This is a genomic window from Planococcus koreensis, from assembly GCF_004761975.1.
Classification (GTDB): domain Bacteria; phylum Bacillota; class Bacilli; order Bacillales_A; family Planococcaceae; genus Planococcus; species Planococcus koreensis.
Map to the genome: position 1 here is coordinate 1 of NZ_RQII01000012.1, position 25,024 is coordinate 25,024.

Annotated in this window: 24 protein-coding genes, 1 tRNA gene and 1 riboswitch; of the genes, 22 read left to right on the forward strand and 3 right to left on the reverse strand. The window is 48.1% G+C overall.

What is annotated here, in order from left to right:
* Positions 1-347: 347 nt before the first annotated feature.
* Positions 348-1,277, reverse strand: a complete 930-nt coding sequence (rnhC, locus tag EGV91_RS02165) for a ribonuclease HIII (protein WP_135500542.1) — start codon at positions 1,275-1,277, stop codon at positions 348-350.
* An 84-nt stretch (positions 1,278-1,361) separates the two neighbouring features.
* Between rnhC and zapA the strand changes: the two genes are divergently transcribed.
* The 13 genes from zapA (at position 1,362) to EGV91_RS02230 (ending at position 16,408) form a co-directional block, all read left to right on the forward strand.
* On the forward strand, positions 1,362-1,622 hold the full coding sequence (gene zapA / locus EGV91_RS02170; protein WP_135500543.1) for a cell division protein ZapA: 261 nt from the start codon (positions 1,362-1,364) through the stop codon (positions 1,620-1,622).
* 5 nt (positions 1,623-1,627) lie between these two features.
* Positions 1,628-2,164, forward strand: coding sequence for a CvpA family protein (locus EGV91_RS02175; protein WP_135500544.1), 537 nt, complete (start codon positions 1,628-1,630; stop codon positions 2,162-2,164).
* A 151-nt stretch (positions 2,165-2,315) separates the two neighbouring features.
* Entirely contained in the window at positions 2,316-4,019 is a 1,704-nt protein-coding gene (gene polX / locus EGV91_RS02180; protein ID WP_135500545.1) for a DNA polymerase/3'-5' exonuclease PolX, read from the forward strand.
* A 12-nt stretch (positions 4,020-4,031) separates the two neighbouring features.
* Positions 4,032-6,392 (forward strand): endonuclease MutS2, encoded by a 2,361-nt coding sequence (locus EGV91_RS02185; RefSeq protein ID WP_135500546.1) that lies wholly within the window; start codon positions 4,032-4,034, stop codon positions 6,390-6,392.
* Positions 6,393-6,414: 22 nt separating this feature from the next.
* A complete protein-coding gene (locus tag EGV91_RS02190) occupies positions 6,415-6,828 on the forward strand; it encodes a DUF350 domain-containing protein (RefSeq protein WP_135500547.1) in 414 nt (137 codons plus the stop codon).
* A 393-nt stretch (positions 6,829-7,221) separates the two neighbouring features.
* On the forward strand, positions 7,222-8,913 hold the full coding sequence (locus tag EGV91_RS02195; RefSeq protein WP_135500548.1) for an AMP-binding protein: 1,692 nt from the start codon (positions 7,222-7,224) through the stop codon (positions 8,911-8,913).
* A 59-nt stretch (positions 8,914-8,972) separates the two neighbouring features.
* On the forward strand, positions 8,973-9,602 hold the full coding sequence (locus EGV91_RS02200) for a TetR/AcrR family transcriptional regulator (protein WP_158290559.1): 630 nt from the start codon (positions 8,973-8,975) through the stop codon (positions 9,600-9,602).
* Between the two features lie 16 nt (positions 9,603-9,618).
* Positions 9,619-10,392 carry an enoyl-CoA hydratase gene (locus EGV91_RS02205; RefSeq protein WP_135500550.1) on the forward strand — a complete coding sequence of 258 codons (774 nt, stop codon included), beginning with the start codon at positions 9,619-9,621 and terminating at the stop codon, positions 10,390-10,392.
* A gap of 20 nt (positions 10,393-10,412) precedes the next feature.
* Positions 10,413-11,186, forward strand: a complete 774-nt coding sequence (locus tag EGV91_RS02210; RefSeq protein ID WP_135500551.1) for an electron transfer flavoprotein subunit beta/FixA family protein — start codon at positions 10,413-10,415, stop codon at positions 11,184-11,186.
* A gap of 66 nt (positions 11,187-11,252) precedes the next feature.
* Entirely contained in the window at positions 11,253-12,218 is a 966-nt protein-coding gene (locus EGV91_RS02215) for an electron transfer flavoprotein subunit alpha/FixB family protein (protein ID WP_135500552.1), read from the forward strand.
* Between the two features lie 458 nt (positions 12,219-12,676).
* On the forward strand, positions 12,677-12,991 hold the full coding sequence (trxA, locus tag EGV91_RS02220; protein WP_135500553.1) for a thioredoxin: 315 nt from the start codon (positions 12,677-12,679) through the stop codon (positions 12,989-12,991).
* A 50-nt stretch (positions 12,992-13,041) separates the two neighbouring features.
* Positions 13,042-14,838: an excinuclease ABC subunit UvrC gene (uvrC, locus tag EGV91_RS02225; RefSeq protein WP_135500554.1), complete on the forward strand. Its 1,797-nt coding sequence runs from the start codon at positions 13,042-13,044 to the stop codon at positions 14,836-14,838.
* A 37-nt stretch (positions 14,839-14,875) separates the two neighbouring features.
* Positions 14,876-15,050: riboswitch (Lysine riboswitch) on the forward strand.
* A 143-nt stretch (positions 15,051-15,193) separates the two neighbouring features.
* Positions 15,194-16,408, forward strand: coding sequence for an aspartate kinase (locus tag EGV91_RS02230; protein ID WP_135500555.1), 1,215 nt, complete (start codon positions 15,194-15,196; stop codon positions 16,406-16,408).
* Positions 16,409-16,458: 50 nt separating this feature from the next.
* Here the strand turns inward: EGV91_RS02230 and EGV91_RS02235 are convergent, their stop codons facing one another.
* A complete protein-coding gene (locus EGV91_RS02235) occupies positions 16,459-17,451 on the reverse strand; it encodes a glycosyltransferase family 2 protein (RefSeq protein ID WP_135500556.1) in 993 nt (330 codons plus the stop codon).
* A 169-nt stretch (positions 17,452-17,620) separates the two neighbouring features.
* Positions 17,621-18,022 (reverse strand): YslB family protein, encoded by a 402-nt coding sequence (locus tag EGV91_RS02240; RefSeq protein WP_135500557.1) that lies wholly within the window; start codon positions 18,020-18,022, stop codon positions 17,621-17,623.
* Between the two features lie 197 nt (positions 18,023-18,219).
* On the opposite strand from EGV91_RS02240, the gene EGV91_RS02245 reads away from it, so the two are divergent.
* From EGV91_RS02245 to EGV91_RS02285, 9 genes are all read left to right on the forward strand, one after another.
* Positions 18,220-18,834: a succinate dehydrogenase cytochrome b558 subunit gene (locus EGV91_RS02245; protein WP_135500558.1), complete on the forward strand. Its 615-nt coding sequence runs from the start codon at positions 18,220-18,222 to the stop codon at positions 18,832-18,834.
* A gap of 45 nt (positions 18,835-18,879) precedes the next feature.
* Positions 18,880-20,628 carry a succinate dehydrogenase flavoprotein subunit gene (gene sdhA, locus EGV91_RS02250; RefSeq protein WP_135500559.1) on the forward strand — a complete coding sequence of 583 codons (1,749 nt, stop codon included), beginning with the start codon at positions 18,880-18,882 and terminating at the stop codon, positions 20,626-20,628.
* 25 nt (positions 20,629-20,653) lie between these two features.
* Positions 20,654-21,421 (forward strand): succinate dehydrogenase iron-sulfur subunit, encoded by a 768-nt coding sequence (gene sdhB / locus EGV91_RS02255; RefSeq protein WP_135500560.1) that lies wholly within the window; start codon positions 20,654-20,656, stop codon positions 21,419-21,421.
* A 119-nt stretch (positions 21,422-21,540) separates the two neighbouring features.
* On the forward strand, positions 21,541-22,008 hold the full coding sequence (locus EGV91_RS02260; protein ID WP_135500561.1) for an acyl-CoA thioesterase: 468 nt from the start codon (positions 21,541-21,543) through the stop codon (positions 22,006-22,008).
* A 74-nt stretch (positions 22,009-22,082) separates the two neighbouring features.
* Positions 22,083-22,535: a MarR family winged helix-turn-helix transcriptional regulator gene (locus EGV91_RS02265; protein ID WP_135500562.1), complete on the forward strand. Its 453-nt coding sequence runs from the start codon at positions 22,083-22,085 to the stop codon at positions 22,533-22,535.
* 18 nt (positions 22,536-22,553) lie between these two features.
* A complete protein-coding gene (gene racE, locus EGV91_RS02270) occupies positions 22,554-23,357 on the forward strand; it encodes a glutamate racemase (protein ID WP_135500590.1) in 804 nt (267 codons plus the stop codon).
* Between the two features lie 81 nt (positions 23,358-23,438).
* Complete coding sequence (gene rph / locus EGV91_RS02275) at positions 23,439-24,188, forward strand: ribonuclease PH (protein WP_135500563.1); 750 nt, start codon at positions 23,439-23,441, stop codon at positions 24,186-24,188.
* The gene (locus EGV91_RS02280; protein ID WP_135500564.1) at positions 24,185-24,793 is read left to right on the forward strand and encodes an XTP/dITP diphosphatase; all 609 of its coding nucleotides are present in this window, start codon (positions 24,185-24,187) and stop codon (positions 24,791-24,793) included. Before rph ends, EGV91_RS02280 begins: the two co-directional genes overlap by 4 nt.
* 107 nt (positions 24,794-24,900) lie before the next feature.
* Positions 24,901-24,974, forward strand: a tRNA-Arg gene (locus EGV91_RS02285).
* Positions 24,975-25,024: the final 50 nt, after the last annotated feature.

Below are 25,024 nucleotides of genomic sequence, written 5' to 3' on the forward strand. Positions count from 1 at the left end.
GGTTCGTAGGGATGATCGGCCTTAGCATGGGCCCGGACGTTAAACGATTATAAAGTGGCGAACTTCCAGTCGCTGCCCGATGACGCCCAGTCGAATCATCGCGGACCAAAAACTGGAGGAATATTTCCCGAACGACCAAGGCACGTATGGATGTAACATATTAAATAAAAAAACGAAATCCTTGGATTTCGTTTTTTTAATTGTAAATTTATTAGTGCTAAATACTTAAAGTGTGCTTCCTTTTCACCAAAGATATGTTAATATAAGAATGTTCGAAAAATTAGAAACCAAATAAAAAAAGCTTAAGGGACCTCCCCTTAAGCTTTAAAATACACGTAAGTTGTTGATTACCGTCTTTTCGCGGCAAGATCTTTTGCTTTCTTCGTATTAGCAAAATGGACTTTCGTTAACGACTGTAAAAAAGCGTCGCCGTGCTTCAGCAAAATTTTCGCTGCGGCTTCATCTACGATTTTACCGGCACCTTTCGGCAATGTGACACCAGCTTTTTGGCTCAAAGCGTCCATTTCTTCCAAAAAGGCAACACGGGCGATGATGGAAGCGCAAGCGACAGATACGTGCAAGCCTTCTGCTTTTGTCGAGAACAGGACATTTTCGCGGACGATCTCAGGTTCATCTTTGATGTGCTTGTAATAAATGCCGCGTTCAGCGAATTGATCGATAAGGATGGCATCAGGTTTCACAGGTTCGATTTTGCTGAGCACATGCTTCAGTGCTTGGTTGTGGAGCAGCGCCTTGATTTTTCCTTGCGACCAGCCTTTGCTTTGGACCGCGTTATACTTCTCATTTTTCAGCGTCAATACGCTATGGACAAAAGCTTCTTTCAGATCCGGCGCAATTTTGCGCATGTAATCATCTGTCAGCAATTTGGAATCTTTAACCCCGAGCTCATGCGCGAGAGCTACTCCTTCGCTTGGCACAAAGCAGGCGGCGACGGTGATGGGCCCGAAGAAATCTCCGGTGCCGGTTTCGTCGGAGCCCAATACGGATTTATGGGCAAAGTCGGGGGGCAGGACGTCGCCTTTAGCGGAAGAAACCTTTGCCGCTGTGGTGGAAGCGGATCCCCATTTCGCCGCTTCGCGCTCTGCGCCGGAACCTTGGAACATCACTTTGCCGGAGGTGTAGACGGTGACGACCGTATCTGAGAGTTTTGCAGTAAAACGTACGTACTGCGCCTTCGCTGCGATTTTCTTATTATCGTAATGCTTGATGATTTGGAGGAGGCTTTCCTCTGGAAGTTTCAGCACGGTGTTGGACATGGGGGAGTCCCCTTTCTAATAATTCACATTCTAGTTCGGTTCATGTTATGATTATGTATAGGATTTCTAAGGAGGGGTGGAGCATTGTCAGAGCAACATAAGATTCGTACATCGGTCGAAATCTACGGCTATACCTATAAACTTACAGGCACAGAAACATCCGGCCATATGCGGCTAGTAGCGTCAATCGTTGATGAGAAGATGCGTGAATTCCATGCAATGAATCCATCTCTCGACAGTTCGAAGCTCGCTGTATTGGCTGCGATCAATACGGTACATGATAATCTTAAACTTAAAGAGCAGGTAGAACAATTAGAAAATGAATTGAAAAAGTTGAAGGGCTGACGTACATGCTTGATATTATTTTACTGATTTTATTGATTGGCGGCATCATAGTAGGCGCAAAGCGGGGCTTCGTGCTCCAGCTGGTACATATGGTTGGGTTTGTCATCGCGTTGATCGTGGCTTATGTCTATTATAAGCCGCTTGCGGAGTATTTTGTATTATGGATTCCTTATCCGGCAGTCGACAGCGACTCGCGTTTCACGATTGCCATCGAACAACTTGATCTGGACCAGACCTTCTATCAATTGTTCGCATTCGCATTGATTTTCTTTGCGGTTAAATTTGCATTGAACTTGATTGCCTCGATGTTCGATTTCCTGAAATTCTTGCCGGTGCTCGGTTTCCTCAGCAAAATATTGGGAGCGGTTTTGGGCTTCATCGAAGCGTATTTGCTATTGTTCATACTCCTATACGTTCTGGCTTTATTGCCGGTTGGCACGATCCAAGGTTATTTGGAAAACTCAGGGATCGCGAAGTCGATTCTGGAAAACACACCTTATTTCTCCGAGAAAGTGAAGGAATGGTGGTATATTTATATGTAAGGCGAGAGGAGTTGCCCCGACACCAATGGGGCAGCTCCTTGTTACTGTCCGAGAATTGCCGTGGCGGTTTTGCGGAATATCGGTATAAAAACCTTTTCGAAATCAAAAGAATAAATTTGCTAAAGACAAGTCATATTACCGGAGGCTTATCATGAACAAAAAAATAATCATCAGAACGCTTGAGAAAATAGCGGTTTATATGGAAATCAAAGGGGAAAACCCGTTTAAAGTCAGTGCTTTCCGCAAAGCGGCGCAAGCGCTGGAACTGGATCAGCGGAGCTTGGATGAAATCGAAAATGTGACGAAGCTGAAAGGCATCGGCAAAGGCACCGGTGAAGTCATTGCGGATTTGATCGCAACAGGGAAGTCTTCGGTGCTTGAGGAATTGCAGGAAGAAGTGCCGAAAGGGCTGATTCCGTTATTGAAATTGCCAGGCATGGGCGGCAAAAAGATTGCGAAATTGTATAAAGAGCTGGGCATAGATTCGGCGGAAGCGTTGAAACAGGCCTGCCTGGACCACGAAATCCAGAAACTGCCGGGCTTCGGTCCGAAATCCGAAGACAAGATTCTGAAGGAATTGACCGATTTCGAATCGAAACCGGGGCGCCATCCGATTTGGAAAACGGAAGAAGCGGTCAAATTTGTTGAGGAGATTCTTGGGGCGATCGAGGGCATCAGCGAGTTTTCAGTTGCTGGCAGCTACCGCCGTACGAAAGAAACCAGCAAAGACCTTGATTTCATCATCGCAACGTCTGACCCTAAAACAGTGAAAGAAAAGCTGCTCGCAGCATTGCCTGTCCAGGAAACAATTGCATCGGGCGATACGAAAGTATCGGTGACGGTTGAATTCCAGGATATGATCGATATTGATTTCCGTTTGGTGGCGCCGGAGGAATTCATCACCGCGCTCCATCATTTCACGGGATCGAAAGACCATAATGTGCGGATGCGCCAATTGGCCAAATCGCAGAACAAGAAAATCAGCGAATACGGCGTGGAGCAGCCGGATGGCTCAATCGCGACATTCACTTCTGAAGCTGATTTTTATGCCCATTTCGGAATGCCTTTCATTCCGCCATCCGTTCGGGAAGACGGCCGGGAAATCGACCGGCTGGAGGAGTTGCCGAATTTGGTGGCCCTCGAAGACATTACAGCAGATATGCACATGCACACGACATGGTCAGACGGCGCGCATTCGCTGCCGGAAATGGTGGAAGCCGTGCGCAGCAAAGGCTATAGCTATATGGCCATCACCGACCATTCCCAATACTTGAAAGTGGCGAACGGCTTGACACCAGAGCGCTTGTTGCAGCAGAACGCGGAAATCCGTGAGCTGAATAAAAAATACAGCGATTTCGACATTTTGTCCGGAACGGAAATGGATATTTTGCCGGATGGTTCACTCGATTTTGATGATGAAGTGTTGGGACAGCTTGACTTTGTCATTGCCAGCATCCATTCAAGTTTCCAGCAGCCCCGCGACCAGATCATGGAACGCATCTTGACAGCGATGAAAAATCCGCTTGTCGATATGATTGCCCATCCGACAGGCCGCATTGTCGGCCAGCGCGACGGCTATGATCCGGATGTCGAACAATTGCTCGACTGGGCAAAAGAGTACGGCAAAATCGTTGAATTGAATGCCAGCCCATACCGCTTGGACTTAGCCGTTGAATATTTGGAAATGGCTCAGGAAAAAGGTGTGCCAGTGGCGATCAACACGGATGCCCACGCGGCCGAACAGCTTGAGGTCATGGCTATTGGGGTAAAACATGCCCAAAAAGCCTGGCTGAAGAAAGACAATGTCGTTAACACGTGGCCGCTTGAGCGGCTGCGTGCATTTATCAAAAAGTAGGAGGTGTCTCGCGTGATTGCAGAACGCGCTTTAAGAACACTGGAATTTTACAAAATCCGCAGCGAAGTAGCGCGGTATTGCACGTCTTCACTCGGCAAAGCACATGTCGACGGATTATTGCCGTCGATTGAAATAAATGAAGTAAACCGCCTGTTGGAAGAAATGGATGAAGGGGCGGCAATTATCCGCACCAAAGGAAATGTGCCGATGGGCGGGATTTTCGATATCCGCATGCATGCAAAACGCGCACAAATCGGCGGTTCACTCAGCCCGATGGAATTGATGGAAGTCTCGTCGACCATCCGTGCCAGCCGGATTTTGCGCCAATTCTTCGAAAGCATTCGGGAAGAAGGCGTTATCTCGATTCCGCATTTCCTTGCGAAAAAAGAGGCGATGCCGATTTTGACGCAATTGGAACACGATATCAATATGTGCATCGATGACAATGGCGGAGTGCTCGACAGCGCGAGCCCAGGCCTTCGAACCATCCGCCAGCAATTGCGCGCCCAAGAAAGCCGCGTTCGTGAACGGCTGGAAAGCTTGGTGCGCGGCAAAAACGCAGCGAAAATGCTGTCGGATACGATCGTTACGATCCGCAACGACCGTTTCGTCATCCCGGTCAAACAGGAATACCGCAGCCATTACGGCGGCATCGTCCATGACCAATCGTCATCGGGCCAGACCTTGTTTATTGAACCCGATGCTGTCGTGCAGGCAAATAATGAAGTACGCCGCTTGAAAATGAAAGAAAAAGAAGAAATCGACCGTATTCTCCAGATGCTTTCTGCACAAGTGCAGGAAGTGGCCCATGACTTGTTCGGCTTGGTCGAAGTGTTGGGTGAGTTGGACCTCGTTTTCGCGAAAGCGAAATACGGAGCGGCACATAAATGTACGAAGCCTGAGATGAACACAGAAGGCTATATCAAATTGAAAAAAGCGCGGCATCCGTTGATTCCTGCCGATGAAGTGGTGGCAAACGATATCGAATTCGGGCGCGACATCACGGCAATCGTCATTACCGGACCGAATACGGGCGGTAAAACCGTGACGCTGAAAACCGTTGGGCTGTTTACGCTGATGGCGCAAGCGGGCATTCCTGTCCCGGCACTGGACGGTTCAGAGCTAGCGGTATTCGATCAGGTATTCGCCGATATCGGCGATGAACAATCGATTGAGCAAAGCTTGAGTACATTTTCATCTCATATGGTCAATATTGTCGACATCCTATCGAAATTTGACAGCAATTCGTTGGTCATTTTCGATGAACTCGGAGCCGGCACGGATCCGCAGGAAGGAGCAGCGCTTGCCATTTCCTTGCTTGATGAAGTCCATGGCCGCGGGGCGCGCGTTATTGCGACGACCCATTATCCGGAATTGAAGGCTTACGGCTATAACCGACCAGGCGTGGCGAACGCCAGCGTGGAATTCGATGTGGAAACATTGAGCCCGACGTACCGCTTGTTGATCGGCGTCCCCGGGCGCAGCAACGCGTTTGAAATTTCGAAGCGCCTCGGTTTGCCTGAGCACATCATCAGCCACGCCAAGAGCTTTACCGGCACGGACCGCAGGGAAGTCGATTCGATGATTGCTTCTCTTGAAAAAAGCCGCAGAGAGTCCGAACAGGACGCAGAACAGGCAGCTGAATTGCGTGCCGAAGCTACTCGCCTGAAAAAAGACCTTGAGCAGCAATTGAAGGATTACGAAAGTCAGAAAGAGAAACTTGAAGACAAAGCAAAAGAAAAAGCACGCAAAATCGTTGAAGAAGCGACGCGCGAAGCAGAAACGGTCATGTCTGAACTGCGCAAGATGCAGATGAATCAAACATCCAGCGTCAAAGAACATCAATTGATTGAAGCCAAAAAACGCCTCGAAGCAGCGATGCCAGAGAATCGCGTGTTGAAAAAAGCCGCGAAAGCGAACCAGCAGCATGTCCTGAAAGTGAACGATGAAGTGAAAGTCATTTCATTCGGCCAAAAAGGCACGTTGGTGGAAAAAGTATCGGACAAAGAATGGATTGTCCAGATTGGCATCCTGAAAATGAAACTCGCAGAATCCGATCTGTCGTATACGAAACCTGAAAAACAGAAAGAAACACGGACGATGGCAACGCTGCAAAACCGCGACAGCCATATTAAACTTGAACTCGACTTGCGCGGCGAACGCTACGAAGATGCCTTGATGCGGGTTGAAAAGTACATTGATGATGCGTTATTATCGAATTACCATCAAGTGTCAATCATCCACGGAAAAGGGACAGGTGCATTGCGGCAAGGAGTCCAGCAATACTTGAAAAAACATCCGAGAGTCAAAGGCTATCGTTTCGGTGAAGCGGGCGAAGGCGGATCCGGTGTCACAATTGCTGAGTTGAAGTAAGTTATATAGGGGAGAAATGAGAATGTCGGAAACTGGTTTTTGGACCCATCCGCTCGTTGAAACAGCTGGATATTTCAGTGTGGTCGTGCTGTGCTTGATCGTTTCAATGGTGCTTTTTGAAATCGTCACGAAATACAAGAACTGGGAAGAAATTAAAAAAGGGAATGTTGCGGTTGCGATGGCAACAGGCGGCAAAATCTTCGGCATCACGAATATCTTCCGCTTTTCAATCGATCAGCATAATTCCTTGGCGGAAATGATTGGCTGGGGCTTATACGGTTTTGCGCTGTTGATATTCGCGTATCTATTGTTTGAATTCCTGACCCCTCGATTTAAAGTGGACGAAGAAATTGAAAACGATAACCGTTCCGTCGGCTTTATCTCCTTGACGATTTCTGTCGGGCTGTCATTTGTCATCGGAGCAAGTATTTCATAGGAGTTGTAAACGATGGAAAACCTCATCAAAATACTGTTCGTGTTTTGCGTGCTGTTTGTAATAGTGGGCGTCATCTTCCTTTTTGTTTTTTAACTAAATCAGGCTGTCCGGAAAGTCACTATGACTTTTCTGGGCAGTTTTTGTTTTTAATGCTGCTTTTCAAAGGTAAACGGGCACTTTCGCATTTCTTGATGTCCAGCTGCAACGGCCAGGTTCTCGGGTCGTAAGCTGCTCTGGCTGTGCGGCAGAAACACGCCGCTTCGCCAGTCCATCTTACGCCTTTCGAACCTTAACGGCCATTTCCGCTTTTCTTGTTGAAAGCCCTTTCAATGTCGATTATAATAAAAGTAGGAATATTTTCACTATTCTTTATTTTAAAAGGAGGAAGAAAGAATGACAGAGAAACCGTGGCTCGCTCATTATCCGCCAGAAATTCCTCACACGCTTCAATATCCGAGTATGCCGGTACAGGAGTATTTGACACAGGCCCACGAACAGTTTCCGGAGAAGGTCGCGATCCATTTCCTAGGGAAAGATGTGACGTACAACGAGCTTTATGATTCGGCGATGAAATTTGCGAATTACTTGCAGAAGCTCGGGATTCAAAAAGGGGACCGCGTCGCAATCATGTTGCCGAACGGACCGCAGGCGGTCATCAGTTTCTACGGTATCCTGTATGCCGGCGGCGTCGTGGTCATGACGAACCCGCTTTACACGGAACGTGAAATTGCGTACCAAATGAACGATTCCGGAGCACGTTTGATTGTCACACTGGATCTGTTGTACCCACGCGTCGCTAAAGTGCTGAAAGAGACGAAACTGGAGAATGTTGTGGTCACGGCGATTAAGGATTATCTGCCATTCCCGAAAAACATCATTTATCCGTTCATTCAGAAACGGCAGACTGGCCTCAGTGTAAAAGTCGAACACCGGGGCATCAACCATCAATTCCTGGAGATCATGAAAATCGCTTCGACCGATGTGAAGAAGCCGGATTTCGATTTCGAACACGATTTGGCATTGCTGCAATACACTGGCGGCACGACCGGTTCACCGAAAGGCGTCATGCTGACGCACAAAAACCTGATTTCCAATGCAACCATGTGTGATGCTTGGCTGTACAAATGCAAAAAGGGCGAAGAGACGATCATGGGCATTATCCCGTTATTCCACGTCTACGGCTTGACGACGGTTCTTATTCTTTCCGTTATGCAAGGCAACCGCATGGTGCTGCTGCCGAAATTCGATCCTGAAACGGCATTGAAGACAATCAATAAACAAAAGCCGACTTTATTCCCTGGCGCACCGACATTGTATATCGGCTTGATGAACCACCCGGACATCGCGAAATACGATTTGTCTTCCATCGAAGCATGCTTGAGCGGGTCTGCTCCTCTGCCAGCAGAAGTACAGGAAAAGTTCGAGAAAATCACGGGCGGGAAATTGGTTGAAGGCTACGGCTTGACCGAAACTTCGCCAGTCAGCCACTCAAACCTCGTCTGGGGCGAACGCACAAAAGGATCGATCGGCTACCCATATCCGGATACCGACAGCAAAATCTTCTTGCCGGGCACGACGGAAGAAGTGCCGCATGGTGAAATCGGCGAAATCGCCATTAAAGGCCCGCAAGTGATGCAAGGCTATTGGAACCGCCCGGAAGATACGGCCGCTACAATTGTTGATGGATGGCTGTTGACAGGGGACCTCGGCTACATGGATGAAGGGGGCCATTTCTTCATTGTCGACCGCAAAAAAGACATGATCATTGCCGGTGGATTCAATATTTATCCACGTGAGATCGAAGAAGTGCTGTATGAACACGAAGCAGTACAAGAATGCGTTGTAGCTGGAATTCCGGATCCGTACCGCGGAGAAACAGTAAAAGCTTACATTGTCTTGAAAGAAGGGTATACTGTAACAGAAGAAGAATTCGATAAGTATTGCCGCGAACACTTGGCATCATTCAAAGTGCCGCGCATTTACGAGTTCCGCAAAGAATTGCCGAAAACGGCAGTAGGGAAAATCCTGCGGCGATCGCTGGTCGATGAAGAGCGCGCGAAACAAAGCGAAGCGATTCCTTCCTAAGCGGAGAAGCGCATAAAAGCTTGACACAATATTCCTTAAACTATAATATGAAAATATGAATGAACCGCCATTCATATTTTCATATTTTTTTGGGTGGTGATGAATTGGTAAAAAAGGATAAACCGAAATACAAGCAAATCATCGATGCGGCCGTAATCGTAATTGCTGAAAATGGCTACCATCAGGCGCAGGTCTCGAAAATCGCGAAACAAGCAGGCGTCGCAGATGGCACCATCTATTTATATTTCAAGAATAAAGAAGACATCCTGATCTCGGTCTTTCAGGAAAAAATGGGGCTGTTCGTCAGCAAGCTGGGCGACATACTCGAACAGGAAGTGTCCGCTTCGGACAAACTGCAATTGATGATCAAAAGCCATTTCGATTTGCTTGCGAACGATCTGCACCTTGCCATCGTCACCCAGCTGGAGCTTCGGCAATCGAACCACGAGCTCCGCATAAAAATAAATGGCGTGTTGAGGGAGTATTTATTGTTAATGGACAAAATCCTCGTCAATGGGATGGAGACCGGGGAATTTGATAAAGACATGGATATCCGTTTAGCAAGGCAAATGGTTTTTGGTACAATGGATGAGACCATCACCACCTGGGTGATGAATGACCATAAATACGATTTGGTCAGTTTGGCGCCAAAAGTTCATCGTCTGTTGATGAAGGGTATGCGTGCATAAGAGAGGGGCTAATCGAATGGAATTTATCAGTTGGAAAAAAGAGGACGGCGTTGCAATTGCGACCATCAACCGTCCGCCAGCGAATGCGTTATCGCGTTCACTTATCCTCGAAGTCGGCAACTTGCTTGATGAAGTAGCGGATGATGAAGAAGTCCGCGCAATCGTCCTTCACGGAGAAGGCAGATTCTTTTCAGCGGGAGCAGACATCAAGGAATTCACTGAAGTAAGTTCAGGCGAAGAATTCTCGAAGCTTTCAGCGAGCGGGCAAGCTGTTTTTGAACGGCTGGAAACGTTCCACAAACCAGTGCTGGCAGCGATTCATGGAGCAGCTCTGGGCGGAGGCCTGGAACTGGCGATGAGTTGCCATATGCGATTTGTCAGTGAAAATGCTAAACTGGGATTACCGGAGTTGCAGCTAGGGCTGATTCCCGGTTTTGCAGGCACACAGCGGCTTCCGAGATACGTCGGTGTAGCGAAAGCGGCCGAAATGCTATTGACGAGTGATCCGATTACAGGAACGGAAGCAGCTCAATTGGGCTTGGCGAACCGCGCCTACCCTGAAGCAGACCTGCTTTCGGAAACGCTTACAATTGCGAAGAAAATTGCGAAAAAGAGCCCGGTTTCCGTGAAAGCGGCTATCGACATGCTCCAATACGCAAAACCTGCTTCTTATTATGAAGGGGTTAAAGCGGAAGCGGGATCATTCGGGACAGTATTTGTTTCGGAAGACGCGAAAGAAGGCATCCAGGCTTTCCTGGAAAAAAGACAGGCGCAATTCAAAGGGAAATAATACTTGGGAGGTTTACGTTCATGAACATTTATGTATTGGTAAAACGCACTTTTGACACAGAAGAAAAACTGGTGATTTCCAACGGGCAGATCCAGGAAGACGGCGCGGAATTCATCATCAATCCTTACGACGAGTATGCGATTGAAGAAGCAATCACAGTACGCGACGCGCACGGCGGCGAAGTGACTGTCATTACAATGGGCGGAGAAGAAGCAGAGAAGCAGCTTCGCACAGCGTTGGCGATGGGAGCGGACAAAGCCGTTCTGATCAACACGGAAGATGACGTGGAAGAAATGGACCAGTTTACTTCAGCATACATATTGGCTGAGTACTTGAAAGATAAAAACCCGGACTTGATCCTTGCAGGAAACGTTGCAATCGATGGCGGTTCTGGCCAAGTCGGACCGCGCGTTGCTGACTTGTTGGGCATCAACTACGTGACGACGATCACAGACCTTAAAATCGACGGCACAACTGTAACGATCACAAGAGACATCGAAGGTGACGCGGAAGAGCTTGAAACGTCATTGCCGTTGCTGGTAACGGCACAGCAAGGCTTGAACGAACCGCGCTATCCATCACTTCCAGGAATCATGAAAGCGAAGAAAAAACCGCTTGAAGAACTGGAATTGGATGATCTTGACATCGAAGAAGACGATGTAGAAGCGAAAACAGAAACAATCGAAATCTACTTGCCGCCTAAAAAAGCTGCAGGCCGCGTACTACAGGGCGACCTTTCAGCGCAAGTCACTGAACTAGTCGGCTTGCTGCGCAACGAAGCTAAAGTCATTTAATCCAATAAAATCGGTTAAATAAATCATTCCAAGCATTTTCACATCTACTTAGGGGGTATACGGACAATGGCAAAAAAAGTATTAGTATTGGCGGAAACGCGCGAAGGCGCTTTGCGCAACGTATCATTTGAAGCGATTGCCGCTGCGAAGCAGCTTTCAGGCGGAGGAGAAGTGGTTGCGGTTCTTTTGGGAGACGCAGTCAGTGATTTCGGCCAGGAATTGGTGAACTACGGCGCAGACCGCGTCGTAACAGTTGAACACCCGCATTTGAAGCATTATACATCTGACGGCTACGGCCAGGCATTCATGGCTATTGTCGAGCAGGAGAGCCCAGAAGCTTTGGTTTTCGGACATACAGCAGTCGGCAAAGACTTGTCGCCTAAAATCGCTTCTAAGCTGCAAACAGGTTTGATTTCAGATGTGACGGCAATCGAAGGCGAAGGCGATGACGCAGTATTCGTTCGCCCGATCTATTCAGGCAAAGCGTTCGAAAAAGTGAAAAATAAAGAAGGCGTTTCATTCATCACAGTACGCCCGAACAACATCACACCGCTTGCAAAAGAAGAACGTTCAGGCGACATCAGCTCATTGTCAGTAGACATCACAAACTTGCGTACGATCATCAAAAACGTTGTCCGCAAATCGACTGAAGGCGTTGACTTGTCAGAAGCCAAAGTAATCGTAGCAGGCGGCCGCGGCGTCAAGAGTGCAGACGGTTTCGCACCGTTGCAGGAACTTGCCAACCTATTGGGCGGCGCAGTCGGCGCATCCCGTGGAGCATGTGACGCGGACTATGTCGATTACTCTTTGCAAATCGGCCAAACAGGCAAAGTCGTTACACCTGACCTTTACATCGCAGCCGGAATCTCAGGCGCAATCCAGCATTTGGCGGGTATGTCCAACTCGAAAGTCATTGTTGCCATCAACAAAGATCCTGAAGCGAACATCTTCAAAGTGGCGGATTACGGCATCGTCGGCGATCTGTTCGAAGTCATCCCGATGTTGACAGAAGAATTCAAGAAAGTAATGTAATAAACCCAAGCCGCGCAGAAATGTGGGTCTTGAATAATATGAAAGGGCTATCGAGAAATTCTCGGTAGCTCTTTTTCTTTCTCTTCTGTCGGATGAATTTCGTTTTATTCAAGGGTGAATCTTCATACTGAATCATTTCTTTAGTCGAAAACCTAATAATTTTAATGACTGTATTTCAATGGTATCTCCAGATATGGAGCAAAACAGTCCGACTCCCGCGGGGCAGCGTAGCGACGTGCTGAAATCCACTCGGGCGCCAGCACGAGTTAGTTCAGCGCAAGCCCGCAGGAAAGCGGAGCTGTTTTGCGGAATATCGGCGTTCGTCTAATCAGTCAAAAAACCTTCGTTTATTCGAACAAAATTGGGGTAAATAAACAATAGGCATATAAATAGCTAGACCATTTAGCGCATGATATAATCGTTTTAGATTTTGTTTATAACCCAAGGAGGAATTATTAATGGCTATCGTTAAAGGAACAGACCAAAACTTTTCACAAGAAATCTCTGAAGGCCTAGTACTAGTAGACTTTTGGGCTGCATGGTGCGGACCTTGTAAAATGATCGCTCCAGTACTTGAAGAATTGGATGCAGATATGAACGGCAAAGTGAAAATCGTGAAAGTGGACGTGGATGAAAACCAAGGCACTGCCAGCGAATACGGCATCATGTCAATTCCAACACTTCTTTTGATGAAAGACGGACAGCCAGTAGATAAAGTTGTCGGCTTCCGCCCTAAAGAAGCATTGGCTGAATTGGTTAACCAACACGCATAATTCTTAACCGGGTCCAGAAATGGCACCCGGTTTTTTAATAGGGTGAGAATATGGCAAACACATTGATCCAGCATAAATTAGCAATTCTGCCTGACCAGCCAGGCTGTTATTTGATGAAAGACCGGCAAAATACGGTCATTTACGTCGGCAAGGCAAAAGTGTTGAAAAACCGGGTGCGTTCGTATTTCACGGGCAGCCACGATGCGAAAACACAGCGGCTCGTCGGTGAAATCGAGGATTTCGAATACATTGTCACATCCTCAGACATCGAAGCGTTGATCCTGGAATTGAATTTGATCAAAAAACACGATCCCAAATACAACATCATGCTAAAAGACGATAAATCTTATCCGTACCTGAAAATAACCGGTGAACGCCATCCGAAGCTGATCACGACGCGGCAAGTGAAAAAGGACAAAGGCAAGTATTTCGGCCCTTATCCGAATGCCTATGCGGCAAGTGAAACGAAAAAGCTATTGGACCGGCTTTATCCATTGCGGAAATGCCATACGATGCCGGACCGTGCTTGCCTGTATTATCATATGGGACAATGCTTGGCGCCGTGCATCAAACCGGTTGAAAAAGAAACTTATCAGGAAATGATCGACAGCATTACGAAATTCTTAAACGGCGGCTTCCGCGATGTCAAACAGGACCTCATTGAAAAGATGTCCGAAGCGGCTGAGAATCTGGAATTCGAACGGGCAAAAGAATACCGCGACCAGATTGCGCATATTGAAACCGTCATGGAAAAACAAAAAATGGCGATGAATGATTTCACTGACCGCGATATTTTCGGCTATGCCGTTGATAAAGGCTGGATGTGCGTCCAAGTCTTTTTTGTGCGCCAAGGCAAATTGATTGAGCGGGACGTGTCGCTGTTTCCATTGTACCGGGACCCTCAGGAAGAATTCCTGACGTTCATCGGCCAGTTCTATGAACAGCCGCATCACGTCAAGCCGAATGAAGTCTTGCTGCCGGAAGGCGTCGACGCTGAATTGATCCGTGAATGGCTGGATATCCGTGTGCTCGTACCGCAGCGCGGCAAGAAAAAGGATTTATTGCAGCTTGCGAAAACGAACGCGGAAATCGCCATCAAGGAAAAGTTCGGGCTGCTTGAACGCCAGGAAGAGCGGACAATCGGGGCTTGTGAAGAATTGGGCACGGCGTTGAACATTGCCACGCCGCTGCGCATCGAAGCTTTTGACAACTCGCATATCCAAGGCGCGGACGCTGTGTCGGCGATGATTACGTTCATTGACGGCAAACCGTCGAAGAAAGATTACCGGAAATACAAAACGCGCAATGCCTCAAAGCCGGATGATTACGCAGCGATGCGGGAGGTCATCCGCCGGCGCTATACACGCGTCCTGAAAGATGGGCTTCCTCTGCCTGACCTGATCGTCATCGATGGCGGCAAAGGGCAGATCGAATCCGCCCGTGAAATTGTGGAAGACGAACTCGGCTTATCGATACCGATTGCTGGCCTCGCCAAAGACGCGAAGCACCAAACTTCGCAGCTGCTCTACGGCGATCCAGTTGAAGCGGTGCCGCTGAAACGCACAAGTGAAGCGTTTTACTTGCTGCAGCGCATCCAGGACGAAGTCCATCGATTCGTCATTACGTTCCACCGCCAGCTGCGCGGCAAAAACTCGATCCAGTCCGCATTGGACGATTTGGAAGGAGTCGGGCCGAAGCGCAAACAGCAGCTATTGAAGCATTTCGGTTCTGTAAAGCGCATCAAAGAAGCAAGCAAGGAAGACTTGAAAGAAGCGGGCATGCCAGACAAGCTGGCGGACCAGATCCAACAGCATTTTTCGCAGCAATCATTGCCAGCTGAACAATAACGTGATATCGTAAAGACATATTTAGATCACTTGGAAAAGTGATGATAGAGGCGCGGACGCCAAAAGTAGCCATTCGGAGATTTGCAGAATCTGTGAAGAATGGGGAAAGGGGCAGCCGCCGAAGTGTACGGATTCTTGCAAATCCGTGTGCTGGTCCGGCATTTAAGAAATGCCGGGCTGTCAGAGTCAATCTCTGGAGGGCTATCTCACATGGACGTTTTTTATTCGTGCATGACGAAAGAGGTAGTTTGCCGGCAATCTGGCGAGCTGCCTTTTTTTATTGTTTAGCCGAGCTGCTGTTTCTGGCATCCCGGCATTCATGTTGAGGGCCACTTACATTATGGGAGTGGATAGAATGGAAACCGTAGTTATGAAGTTTGGCGGAACATCCGTCGCAACACCGGAAAAAATCATCGGCGTCGCGAAACGTGCGATCCGTGAAAAGGAAAAAGGTCTGCGCGTCGTCATCGTCGTGTCGGCGATGGGCAAGACCACTGATACGCTGCTCGAATTGGCAGGGGACATCTCATCCCAGCCGCCGAAGCGGGAAATGGATATGCTGCTCGCGACCGGCGAACAAGTGACGATTGCGCTGCTCGCGATGGCATTCAAAATGCTTGGCCATGAAGCACTGTCATTCACCGGCTGGCAGGCGGGGATTGAAACCGAATCCGTGCCGCGCAATGCCCGCATCGAACAAATTCACACCGAGCGCATTGAACAGGCACTGAGCGACGGGTATTTTTGTGTGGTTGCCGGGTTCCAAGGCGTCGACAAAATCGGCAATATCACGACGCTTGGCCGTGGCGGCTCCGATACAACAGCAGTAGCGCTTGCCGCTGCCTTGCGCGCCGACAAATGTGAAATCTATACCGATGTCGACGGTGTCTACACATCCGACCCGCGCTTCGTAACAGGTGCGCGCAAGCTGGAGCAGATTTCCTACGACGAAATGCTTGAGCTGGCCAATCTGGGGGCAGGCGTACTGCATCCGCGCGCGGTCGAATTTGCGAAAAACAATCATGTCCCTTTATCGGTCCGCGCAAGTTATTCGGATGAACCGGGAACAATCATACAAGAGGTGATCACTGTGGAAAAAAATCTGATTGTCAGAGGCGTGGCGTTCGAATCCGGAATCGCACGCGTGACGGTTACATATAAAAAAGCGTTCAATGGTTCACTGGCGAACATCTTTACGACATTGGCGAAGCATCATATCGATGTTGATATCATTGTCCAGAGCATTACAGATGATGCCCCGCCTTCGGTGTCATTTTCAATCAAAGAAGACAGTCTGGAGGAAACACGCCGTGTGCTCGCTGAGCGACAGGAGGAAATCGGATTCCTTGCGGCAACATATGAAGTCGGCTTATCGAAAGTTTCCATCGTCGGCTCCGGCATGGTATCCAATCCCGGGGTCGCTGCCCAAATGTTTGATATCCTTCGGTTAGAAGGCATCCCTGTGAAAATGGTCTCCACTTCGGAAATCAAGATATCCGTTGTTGTGCCCGAAGCGGACATGAAACTTTCCGCTAATGCACTCCATGACGCTTACGGATTATCCCGGTAATAAAAAGGCAAGTCCCGCTTAACTGCGGGACTTGCCTTTTTTAATGCTTCTCAGCCGGCATCTGGGATGTCTTCAGAGAAAAATGTTAGCACTTTCTGGAGATCATTCGTCTTTGCGCAGCTGACAAATTGCTGCAAAGGAGTTGGGAGGTGGCTGATGATTTTGCTATTGCTCCAGCTGAAGAGGCAGCGGTTCAATTCGCTGAGCCAAGCTGTTTTTTCTTGCTTGCTGATCATGGAAGAAGCGAACGAAACGCTCCGTCCAGTCGTGAATTCTTTTTTTAAGTATTTTGCAATCAGCAAATCTTGATGTGTTTGGTTTTTGATATGGAGTTTAATAATCCGGACCGATTGATCCAGTGTGCTGTAATAATCGTAAGGGGAAGCAGGCATGACCGAAGCATGCTCTTTATCGGAATGATTGACGACGTAATAGCAAGGGTAGTCGGCAACGATGGAGATGGTGTCAGCGAGAATATAGGCATGGACCATGAAAGGCTGATCTTCGGCAGTGCAGATGCCGACAGGAAAGCGGATTCCTTTTTCGAGGAGGAATTTTCTGCGGAACATTTTAGTAGGTCCGATGGCATCAAACACATCGGATTGAAGTGCAGTCGTTTTGGCTTGGTTGCGATTGAACATGGATTGGGCGACACCGCGGCCATTGACGCCGACGAACTTTCCAAGAACAATATCGGAACCGTTTTCTACAGCCATCCCGTACATGCGCTCGAGGGCTTCTTCCCCGAGGAAGTCGTCAGCATCGACAAAGAAAATGTATTCTCCAAGCGCTTCCGAAATGATGGTATTTCGTGGTGCACCTGGTCCGCCGGTATTAGGCTGGTGAATGGCCCGGATATTGGAGTGCTGTTTGGAATAGGAATCCAATACAGCGGCTGTGCGGTCCATGGAGCCATCATTGACAATAATGATTTCAATCTGTTCTTGGGGTATGGTCTGTTTCAGGATGGAATCAACGCAACTTTGGATATGGCGTTCGCCATTGTAAACCGGAATGCCAATCGTAATTAAAATATTTGTCATTAAATCTCTCCTTTGATGAATGCTTATTCTGGATGTGGATTAAAGTGCGGATTAACTACACTATTCTGATTCAATACTACAATTAAATAACAGATTCCGAAAGAGCCATTGTTCTTACGCTAAAAGAACGCAGGCAAGAAAAAACCTGTGCCGGAGAGCACAGGAGGTTTCAAACCTTATCGCGCAGGTCTGTTTTCAACGTGATGCGAACACCCTTTTTCTTGCCGAGCGGCTCTTCATAAGCTTCTGTCATAAAACCGTCAATATTCTGTTTTTGCTGTGCCAAAAATCCCGCTTCAAGCTTGAAGCAACGATGCTCCAGCCCAGGCGCAGCAAGGTGCAGCACGGTTTCGCCTTTAGCCGAACGCTCAAGTTTCAGCTCGCCGAAGCCGGCTTGCCTGAAAAAGTCCGGTGCCTCGTCCAGCGATGCCAGTGGGAATTTGCGGGCAAGCGATTTGCCGGCCCAGTAAAGGATATCCGGTTGGTGGCGCCCGAGAATATCAGGGATTACGTGTTCCCGTAGAACTTCCAAGCCGAATTTTCCGTTGAAATCTGTGTCTGTGACAGTCATGTTGAACCCACTTTCAATATAATAAATTAAAGGATGAAACAGTTAGTAATGAGGCAAGTTGCCTTGACGCTCCTATTGGTGCGGAGTACAATAAATATGTCATATTATTGTATCATGATGATAATAGCAGTCAATGGATGCTTTCGTAACATATCGATTGCTCTTTTTGCTGCCCATTAACGCCTAAGGGAGGTAAAATTTTGGATAATCGAGAATTTTTAATGCGCAGGCTGCACTCACTATTGGGGATCATTCCAATCGGATTGTTCTTGACGCAGCACTTAATCGTCAACCATTTTGCGACACAAGGCGTGGAAGCGTTTAACACAGCTTCCCATTTCATGGCGAGCTTGCCGTTCGTAATCTTCTTGGAGATCTTCGTTATTTATTTACCGTTGATGTACCATGCGTTCTACGGTCTATACATAGCGTTCACTTCGAAAAATAATGTGGGGCATTACAGCTACATGCGCAACACATTGTTCGTGGCACAGCGCTATACAGGAATTTTCCTGGTAATCTTCATCGCATGGCACGTGTTTGAAACGCGTTTCCAAGTCGCTATCGGCAATGCTGCTGAAGCAGACTTCAACATGATGGCCAACATCCTCGACAACCCGGCTATGCTGGTATTCTACATCTTGGGTGTATTGGCAGCGACGTTCCACTTGGCGAACGGCTTATGGTCATTCTTGGTTACTTGGGGAATCACGCAGTCTGAAAAGGCACAGAAATACTCAACGTACTTCACGTTGCTCGTATTTGTCGTCTTGTCTATTATCGGCATCAGAGCGCTATTCGCATTCGTTTAATAAAATTTCGATATTTGGTGAACTAAAAGAGGAGTGAATACCATAATGGCGAAAGGCAAACTTACTATCGTAGGAGGCGGCCTTGCCGGCTTGATGGCTGCTATTAAAGCGGCAGAAGCAGGCTCTCCCGTCGACCTATTCTCAATCGTTCCTGTAAAAAGATCTCACTCGGTTTGTGCGCAGGGCGGGATCAACGGAGCGGTAAATACAAAAGGTGAAGGGGATTCCCCGGATATTCACTTTGATGACACCGTTTACGGCGGCGATTTCCTGGCTAACCAAAAACCGGTTAAAGCGATGACAGATGCTGCACCCGAAATCATCCGTTTGCTTGACCGCATGGGCGTCATGTTCAACCGTACACCTGAAGGCCTTTTGGACTTCCGCCGTTTCGGCGGCACGATGTACCACAGAACAGCTTTCGCAGGCGCAACAACTGGCCAGCAATTGCTTTACGCTTTGGACGAGCAGGTTCGCCGCTATGAAGTGAGCGGGCTTGTCACAAAATACGAAGGTTGGGAATTCCTCGGACTGGTTCTTGATGATGCAGGCGTCAGCAAAGGGATTACAGCCCAAAACATGTCGACGATGGAAATTCGTGCGTTCCGTGCAGATGCTGTTATCATGGCAACTGGCGGTCCTGGGATCATCTTCGGCAAATCGACGAACTCTGTTATCAACACGGGATCTGCTGCTTCAATCGTTTATCAGCAGGGAGCGTATTACGCGAACGGCGAATTTATCCAAATTCACCCGACAGCAATCCCAGGCGACGATAAACTGCGCTTGATGTCAGAATCAGCGCGCGGAGAAGGCGGCCGTATCTGGACTTATAAAGACGGCAAGCCTTGGTACTTCCTTGAAGAAAAATACCCGGCATACGGGAACCTTGTGCCGCGTGATATCGCGACACGGGAAATCTTCGATGTCTGCGTAAACCAAAAGCTTGGCATCAATGGCGAAAACATGGTCTACTTGGATCTTTCTCATAAAGACCCACATGAATTGGACGTTAAGCTTGGCGGAATCATTGAAATTTACGAGAAATTCACTGGTGACGACCCACGCAAAGTGCCGATGAAAATCTTCCCGGCAGTCCATTATTCAATGGGCGGCCTATGGGTTGACGATCATCAGATGACAAGCATCCCTGGCGTTCTTGCGGCAGGCGAATGCGATTATTCCCAGCACGGTGCAAACCGTTTGGGCGCAAACTCCTTATTATCCGCTATTTATGGCGGAATGGTCGCAGGGCCATATGCAATCGAGTACATGAAAGGCTTGGACGTTTTGGCAGAAGACCTTCCTTCGGATATCTATGACAGAGCCCAAGCTGAAGAACAGCGCAAATGGGAAGAGATTCTCGCGTTGAACGGTACGGAAAATGCATATGTCCTGCATAAAGAGCTTGGCGAATGGATGACGGACAACGTAACAGTTGTGCGCTACAACGATCGCCTGCAAAAAACGGATGAAAAAATCCAGGAATTGCTGGAGCGTTTCAACCACATCAACATCACAGACACTCAGCTTTGGAGCAACCAGGGCGCAATGTTCACGCGCCAGTTGAAAAATATGCTGCATTTAGCACGGGCTATCACGATCGGAGCGCTTCTGCGCAACGAAAGCCGCGGCGCCCATTACAAACCGGAATTCCCGGAGCGTAATGATGAAGAATTCTTGAAAACGACAATGGCGAAGTTCAATGGCTACGATGCACCGATCTTCCATTACGAAGAAGTCGACTTTTCATTGATTCCACCGCGTAAACGTGACTATTCGGCGAAAGCATAGCACTTAGAAAGGAGCTAATTTTACCATGGGTGAAGCAGCAAAAACGGTTATATTTGAAATCGAACGCAGAAACTCTACGGATGAAAATTCGTATTGGGAAAAGTTCGAATTAGCATATCGTCCAAACATGAATGTCATCTCGGCATTGATGGAAATCCGACGCAACCCTGTCAACATCGAAGGGAAAACGACAACCCCGGTAACATGGGACATGAACTGTCTTGAGGAAGTTTGTGGCGCTTGTTCTATGGTCATCAATGGCAAAGCCCGCCAATCTTGTACGGCGCTTGTCGACCAATTGGAACAGCCGATTCGCCTTCAGCCGATGAAAACATTCCCTGTAGTCCGCGACTTAATCGTAGACCGCAGCCGCATGTTCGACTCGCTGAAAAAAGTCAAAGCTTGGGTGCCGATCGATGGCACGCACGATTTGGGCGAAGGCCCGCGCATGCCTGAGCGGAAACGCCAATGGGCATACGAATTATCAAAATGCATGACTTGCGGCGTATGCTTGGAAGCATGCCCGAACGTCAACGATAAATCCGACTTCATCGGACCGGCGCCGCTTTCACAAGTGCGCTTGATGAACGCCCACCCGACAGGTGCCATGAACCGTGATGAGCGTTTGAACGCAATCATGGGTGAAGGCGGCCTAGGCGGATGCGGTAACTCTCAAAACTGTGTTGAATCTTGCCCTAAAGGAATTCCTTTGACAGCTTCAATCGCAGCATTGAACCGCGACACAACAGTTCAAATGTTCCGCAACTTCTTCGGAAGCGACCATAATGTTTGATTGAATGAAAAGGAGAACCCCGCTTATGCGGGGTTTTTTTCTATCTATTTTTAGCTGTATGCCCCCAATTGAGCATTATTTGCTATACTAAGAAAATAAAGCGCAATGGGGGTCTCAATATGAAAGCGAACTACATTGAAAATCGGGATGAATGGCAGAATGGATTCGAATTTTCTGTGCCGGTGCAAGTCCGGTTTTCGGAAACCGATATGTTCGGGCACGTCAATAATACAGTGCCAATCACGTATTTTGAATTCGCCCGCATCGAATATATGAAAAGCCTCGGCCTTATGCAAAACTGGCTGGCTGACGGCGATGGGTTGATCCCGGTAGTGGCAGATATGCAAGTGGATTACGTCCAGCAGGTCTTTTTTGATGAAATGCTGTCGGTTTATGTGAAAGCGGCAAAAGTCGGCAATTCATCGGTAGACATCCATTATTGGGTGACGAATGAAGCTGGGGAGACTTGTTTTACTGGGCGGGGCATCATGGTCCAGATCTCAAAAGAGACAGGCAAAGGGCATCCTTGGACAGAAGAGCAAAAGCAATTATTTACAGCAAAGCAGTTAATTTCAACAAAAAAATAAGCGGATTCTTGCCATATCCATAAAAAACCTTCACTATAGAGAGAAGGATACTTAGCCAAGGAGTGTTGAATTCAATGAATGAAAATGCCAAACAGAATCTCCATGACCCGGAACGGGTAGCGTTTATGGAAAAAGAACTTCGTTACATTTCCGGCATCATCAAGCAAAAAGGCCGCGAAATCCTGAATTCCTATACCATTACACCGCCTCAGTTTATTGCTTTGCAATGGCTTTTTGAGCACGGAGATATGACAATCGGAGATCTTTCCAACAAGATGTACCTGGCGTTCAGCACAACGACTGACTTAGTGGACCGCATGGAAAAAAATGAACTTGTGGTACGCATCCGTGAAGAACAGGACCGCCGTGTTGTCCGCATCAAACTCTTGAAAGAGGGCGAACGGATCATTGAAGAAGTGATTAAAAAGCGCCAGGATTACTTGGAAAATGTGCTGGCGAATTTCAGCGAAGAAGAAGCTGGCCAATTTTCAATGCTTCTTGAGAAGCTCCATACAAACATGAAATAGGATAGTGGTGATTTGAACGTGAATGCGCCTATAGGTGTTATCGATTCAGGGGTAGGCGGACTGACCGTCGCCAAGGAAATCATGAAGTTATTGCCGAATGAACAGATATTTTATATTGGCGACAATGCGCGCTGCCCATACGGACCCCGTTCACTTCAAGAAGTGAAGAAGTTTACATGGCAGATGGCGCAGGCGCTGATGAAAAAGAAAATCAAGATGCTGGTGATTGCGTGCAATACCGCAACAGCTGCAGCGTTGGACTCTCTTCAGAAAAAATTGCCGATTCCCGTAATCGGCGTCATTTTTCCAGGCGCCCGCGCTGCGATCAAATCTTCTCCTGGGAAGAATATTGCGGTTCTCGGCACTCTGGGAACTGTCCAGAGCGGCGCTTACGAAAAAGCAGTGAAGTCACTCGTGTCTTCGTCGAATGTTGTTCAATTGGCGTGCCCGAGGTTTGTGCCGCTCGTAGAAAGTGATGAGTACGAAGGGGAGTTTGCCCGAAAAATGGTGGAGGAAACATTGTCCCAGCTCGAAGGGGAAGTTTTTGATACAGCTATTTTGGGCTGCACCCATTATCCGTTGCTGCAGGACTTTATCGAGGGCGTGTTCGGCAACGGTGTCAAAGTGTTGTCATCTGCAGAAGAGACAGCCAAAGACGTCGAACGCCATTTGCGCTTCAAAGGCCAACTTTCGGATCGCACCAAGCCGCCGGTCCACCACTTCTATACATCCGGATCGATTCCGATCTTCCGGTCGATTATCCAGAAATGGCTGGGCATTGAAGAACCATTCGTCCATTCGATACGTTTTCCCAAAACCTGACGGCTCACGCCGCCAGGTTTTTTTGGTCGAGCTTCCGCAAATATGGTAATCTAATGATGAAGAGTTGAGGAGGAAATATAAATGACTAGAATTGATGGCAGAAAAGCGGGCGAATTGCGTCCGGTGCAGATGGATACAGAGTACTTGATACATCCTGAAGGATCGGTCCTGATAACAGTCGGACAGACGAAAGTGATCTGTACGGCAACGATTGAGGAAAAAGTTCCGCCCTTTTTAAGAGGTCAAGGCAAAGGCTGGGTCACTGCCGAATATTCGATGCTGCCACGGGCAACCAATTCACGCAATCGCCGTGAATCATCGCAAGGCAAAGTGGGCGGACGTACAATGGAGATTCAGCGCTTAATCGGCAGAGCACTCCGCGCTGTAGTAGATTTGGAAAAGTTGGGCGAACGCACGCTGTGGATCGATTGTGATGTCATTCAGGCGGACGGCGGAACGCGCACAGCTTCTATTACCGGCGCATTCGTCGCTATGACGATGGCGATCGGCGAACTGGACTTGCCGGCTTTTCCAGTAACAGACTTCCTGGCAGCAACCAGCGTAGGCATCGATGAAGAAATCGGTGCGATTCTGGACTTGAACTATGTCGAGGATTCGACAGCAGAAGTGGATATGAACCTGGTGATGACCGGAGCTGGACATTTCGTCGAGCTGCAGGGCACTGGAGAAGAGGCGACATTCTCACGCGCACAGCTCAACGAATTGCTGGACCTTGGCGAAGCTGGCATCAGCCAATTGATTGAAATGCAAAAACAAGTACTCGGAAAGATTGCTCTCCGGGTCGGGGAAGAGGTGAATTCCAACCTATGAAACAAGTGATCATTGCAACTCAAAACTTGGGCAAGGCAAAGGATTTCGAAGCGCTGTTCCGTCCATTCGGCTATGAAGTTTTGACATTGCGCGATATCGCAGAAGACATCGACGTTGAAGAAACAGGCTCCACTTTTGAAGAAAATGCCATACTGAAAGCGGAAACGGTTGCCAAACTCCTTAATACCGCCGTTATCGCGGATGACAGCGGGCTGGAAATTGATGCACTCGGCGGCGAACCTGGCGTTTACTCGGCGCGCTATGCCGGCGGCGAGAAAAGCGACAGCGCGAACATCGACAAAGTTTTGGAGAAAATGAAAGGCATTCCGGAAGAAAAACGCCATGCGCGTTTCCGCTGTGTGCTGGCAATCGCTGTTCCTGGAAAAGAAACAAAAGTTTTCTCGGGAACTTGCGAAGGTTATATCATTGAAGAGCGCATCGGCGAAAACGGCTTCGGTTATGACCCGATTTTCTGGGTGCCATCCGAAGGGCGGACATTGGCAGAGATGCAGCCACAGGAAAAAGCGGCCATTTCCCATCGCGGCAATGCTATGAGAGAAATGCAGCAATCGTTGTCAAAGCTGCTTAACGGCTCTGAAGAATAGCAGAAAATCAATTTAATGTTTTTGCAAAATAGCATTGACTTTTAATGAAATCATTTCTATAATTAAAATTGTCTTTCGTTGGAGAATCGATTCCAAAAGAAAGCCATGTCCCAGTAGCTCAGCTGGATAGAGCAACGCCCTTCTAAGGCGTCGGTCGGGAGTTCGAATCTCTCCTGGGACGTTATAGAAATGATTACATAAGAAAACGGCAGACCCCTTTGATCCCATTTG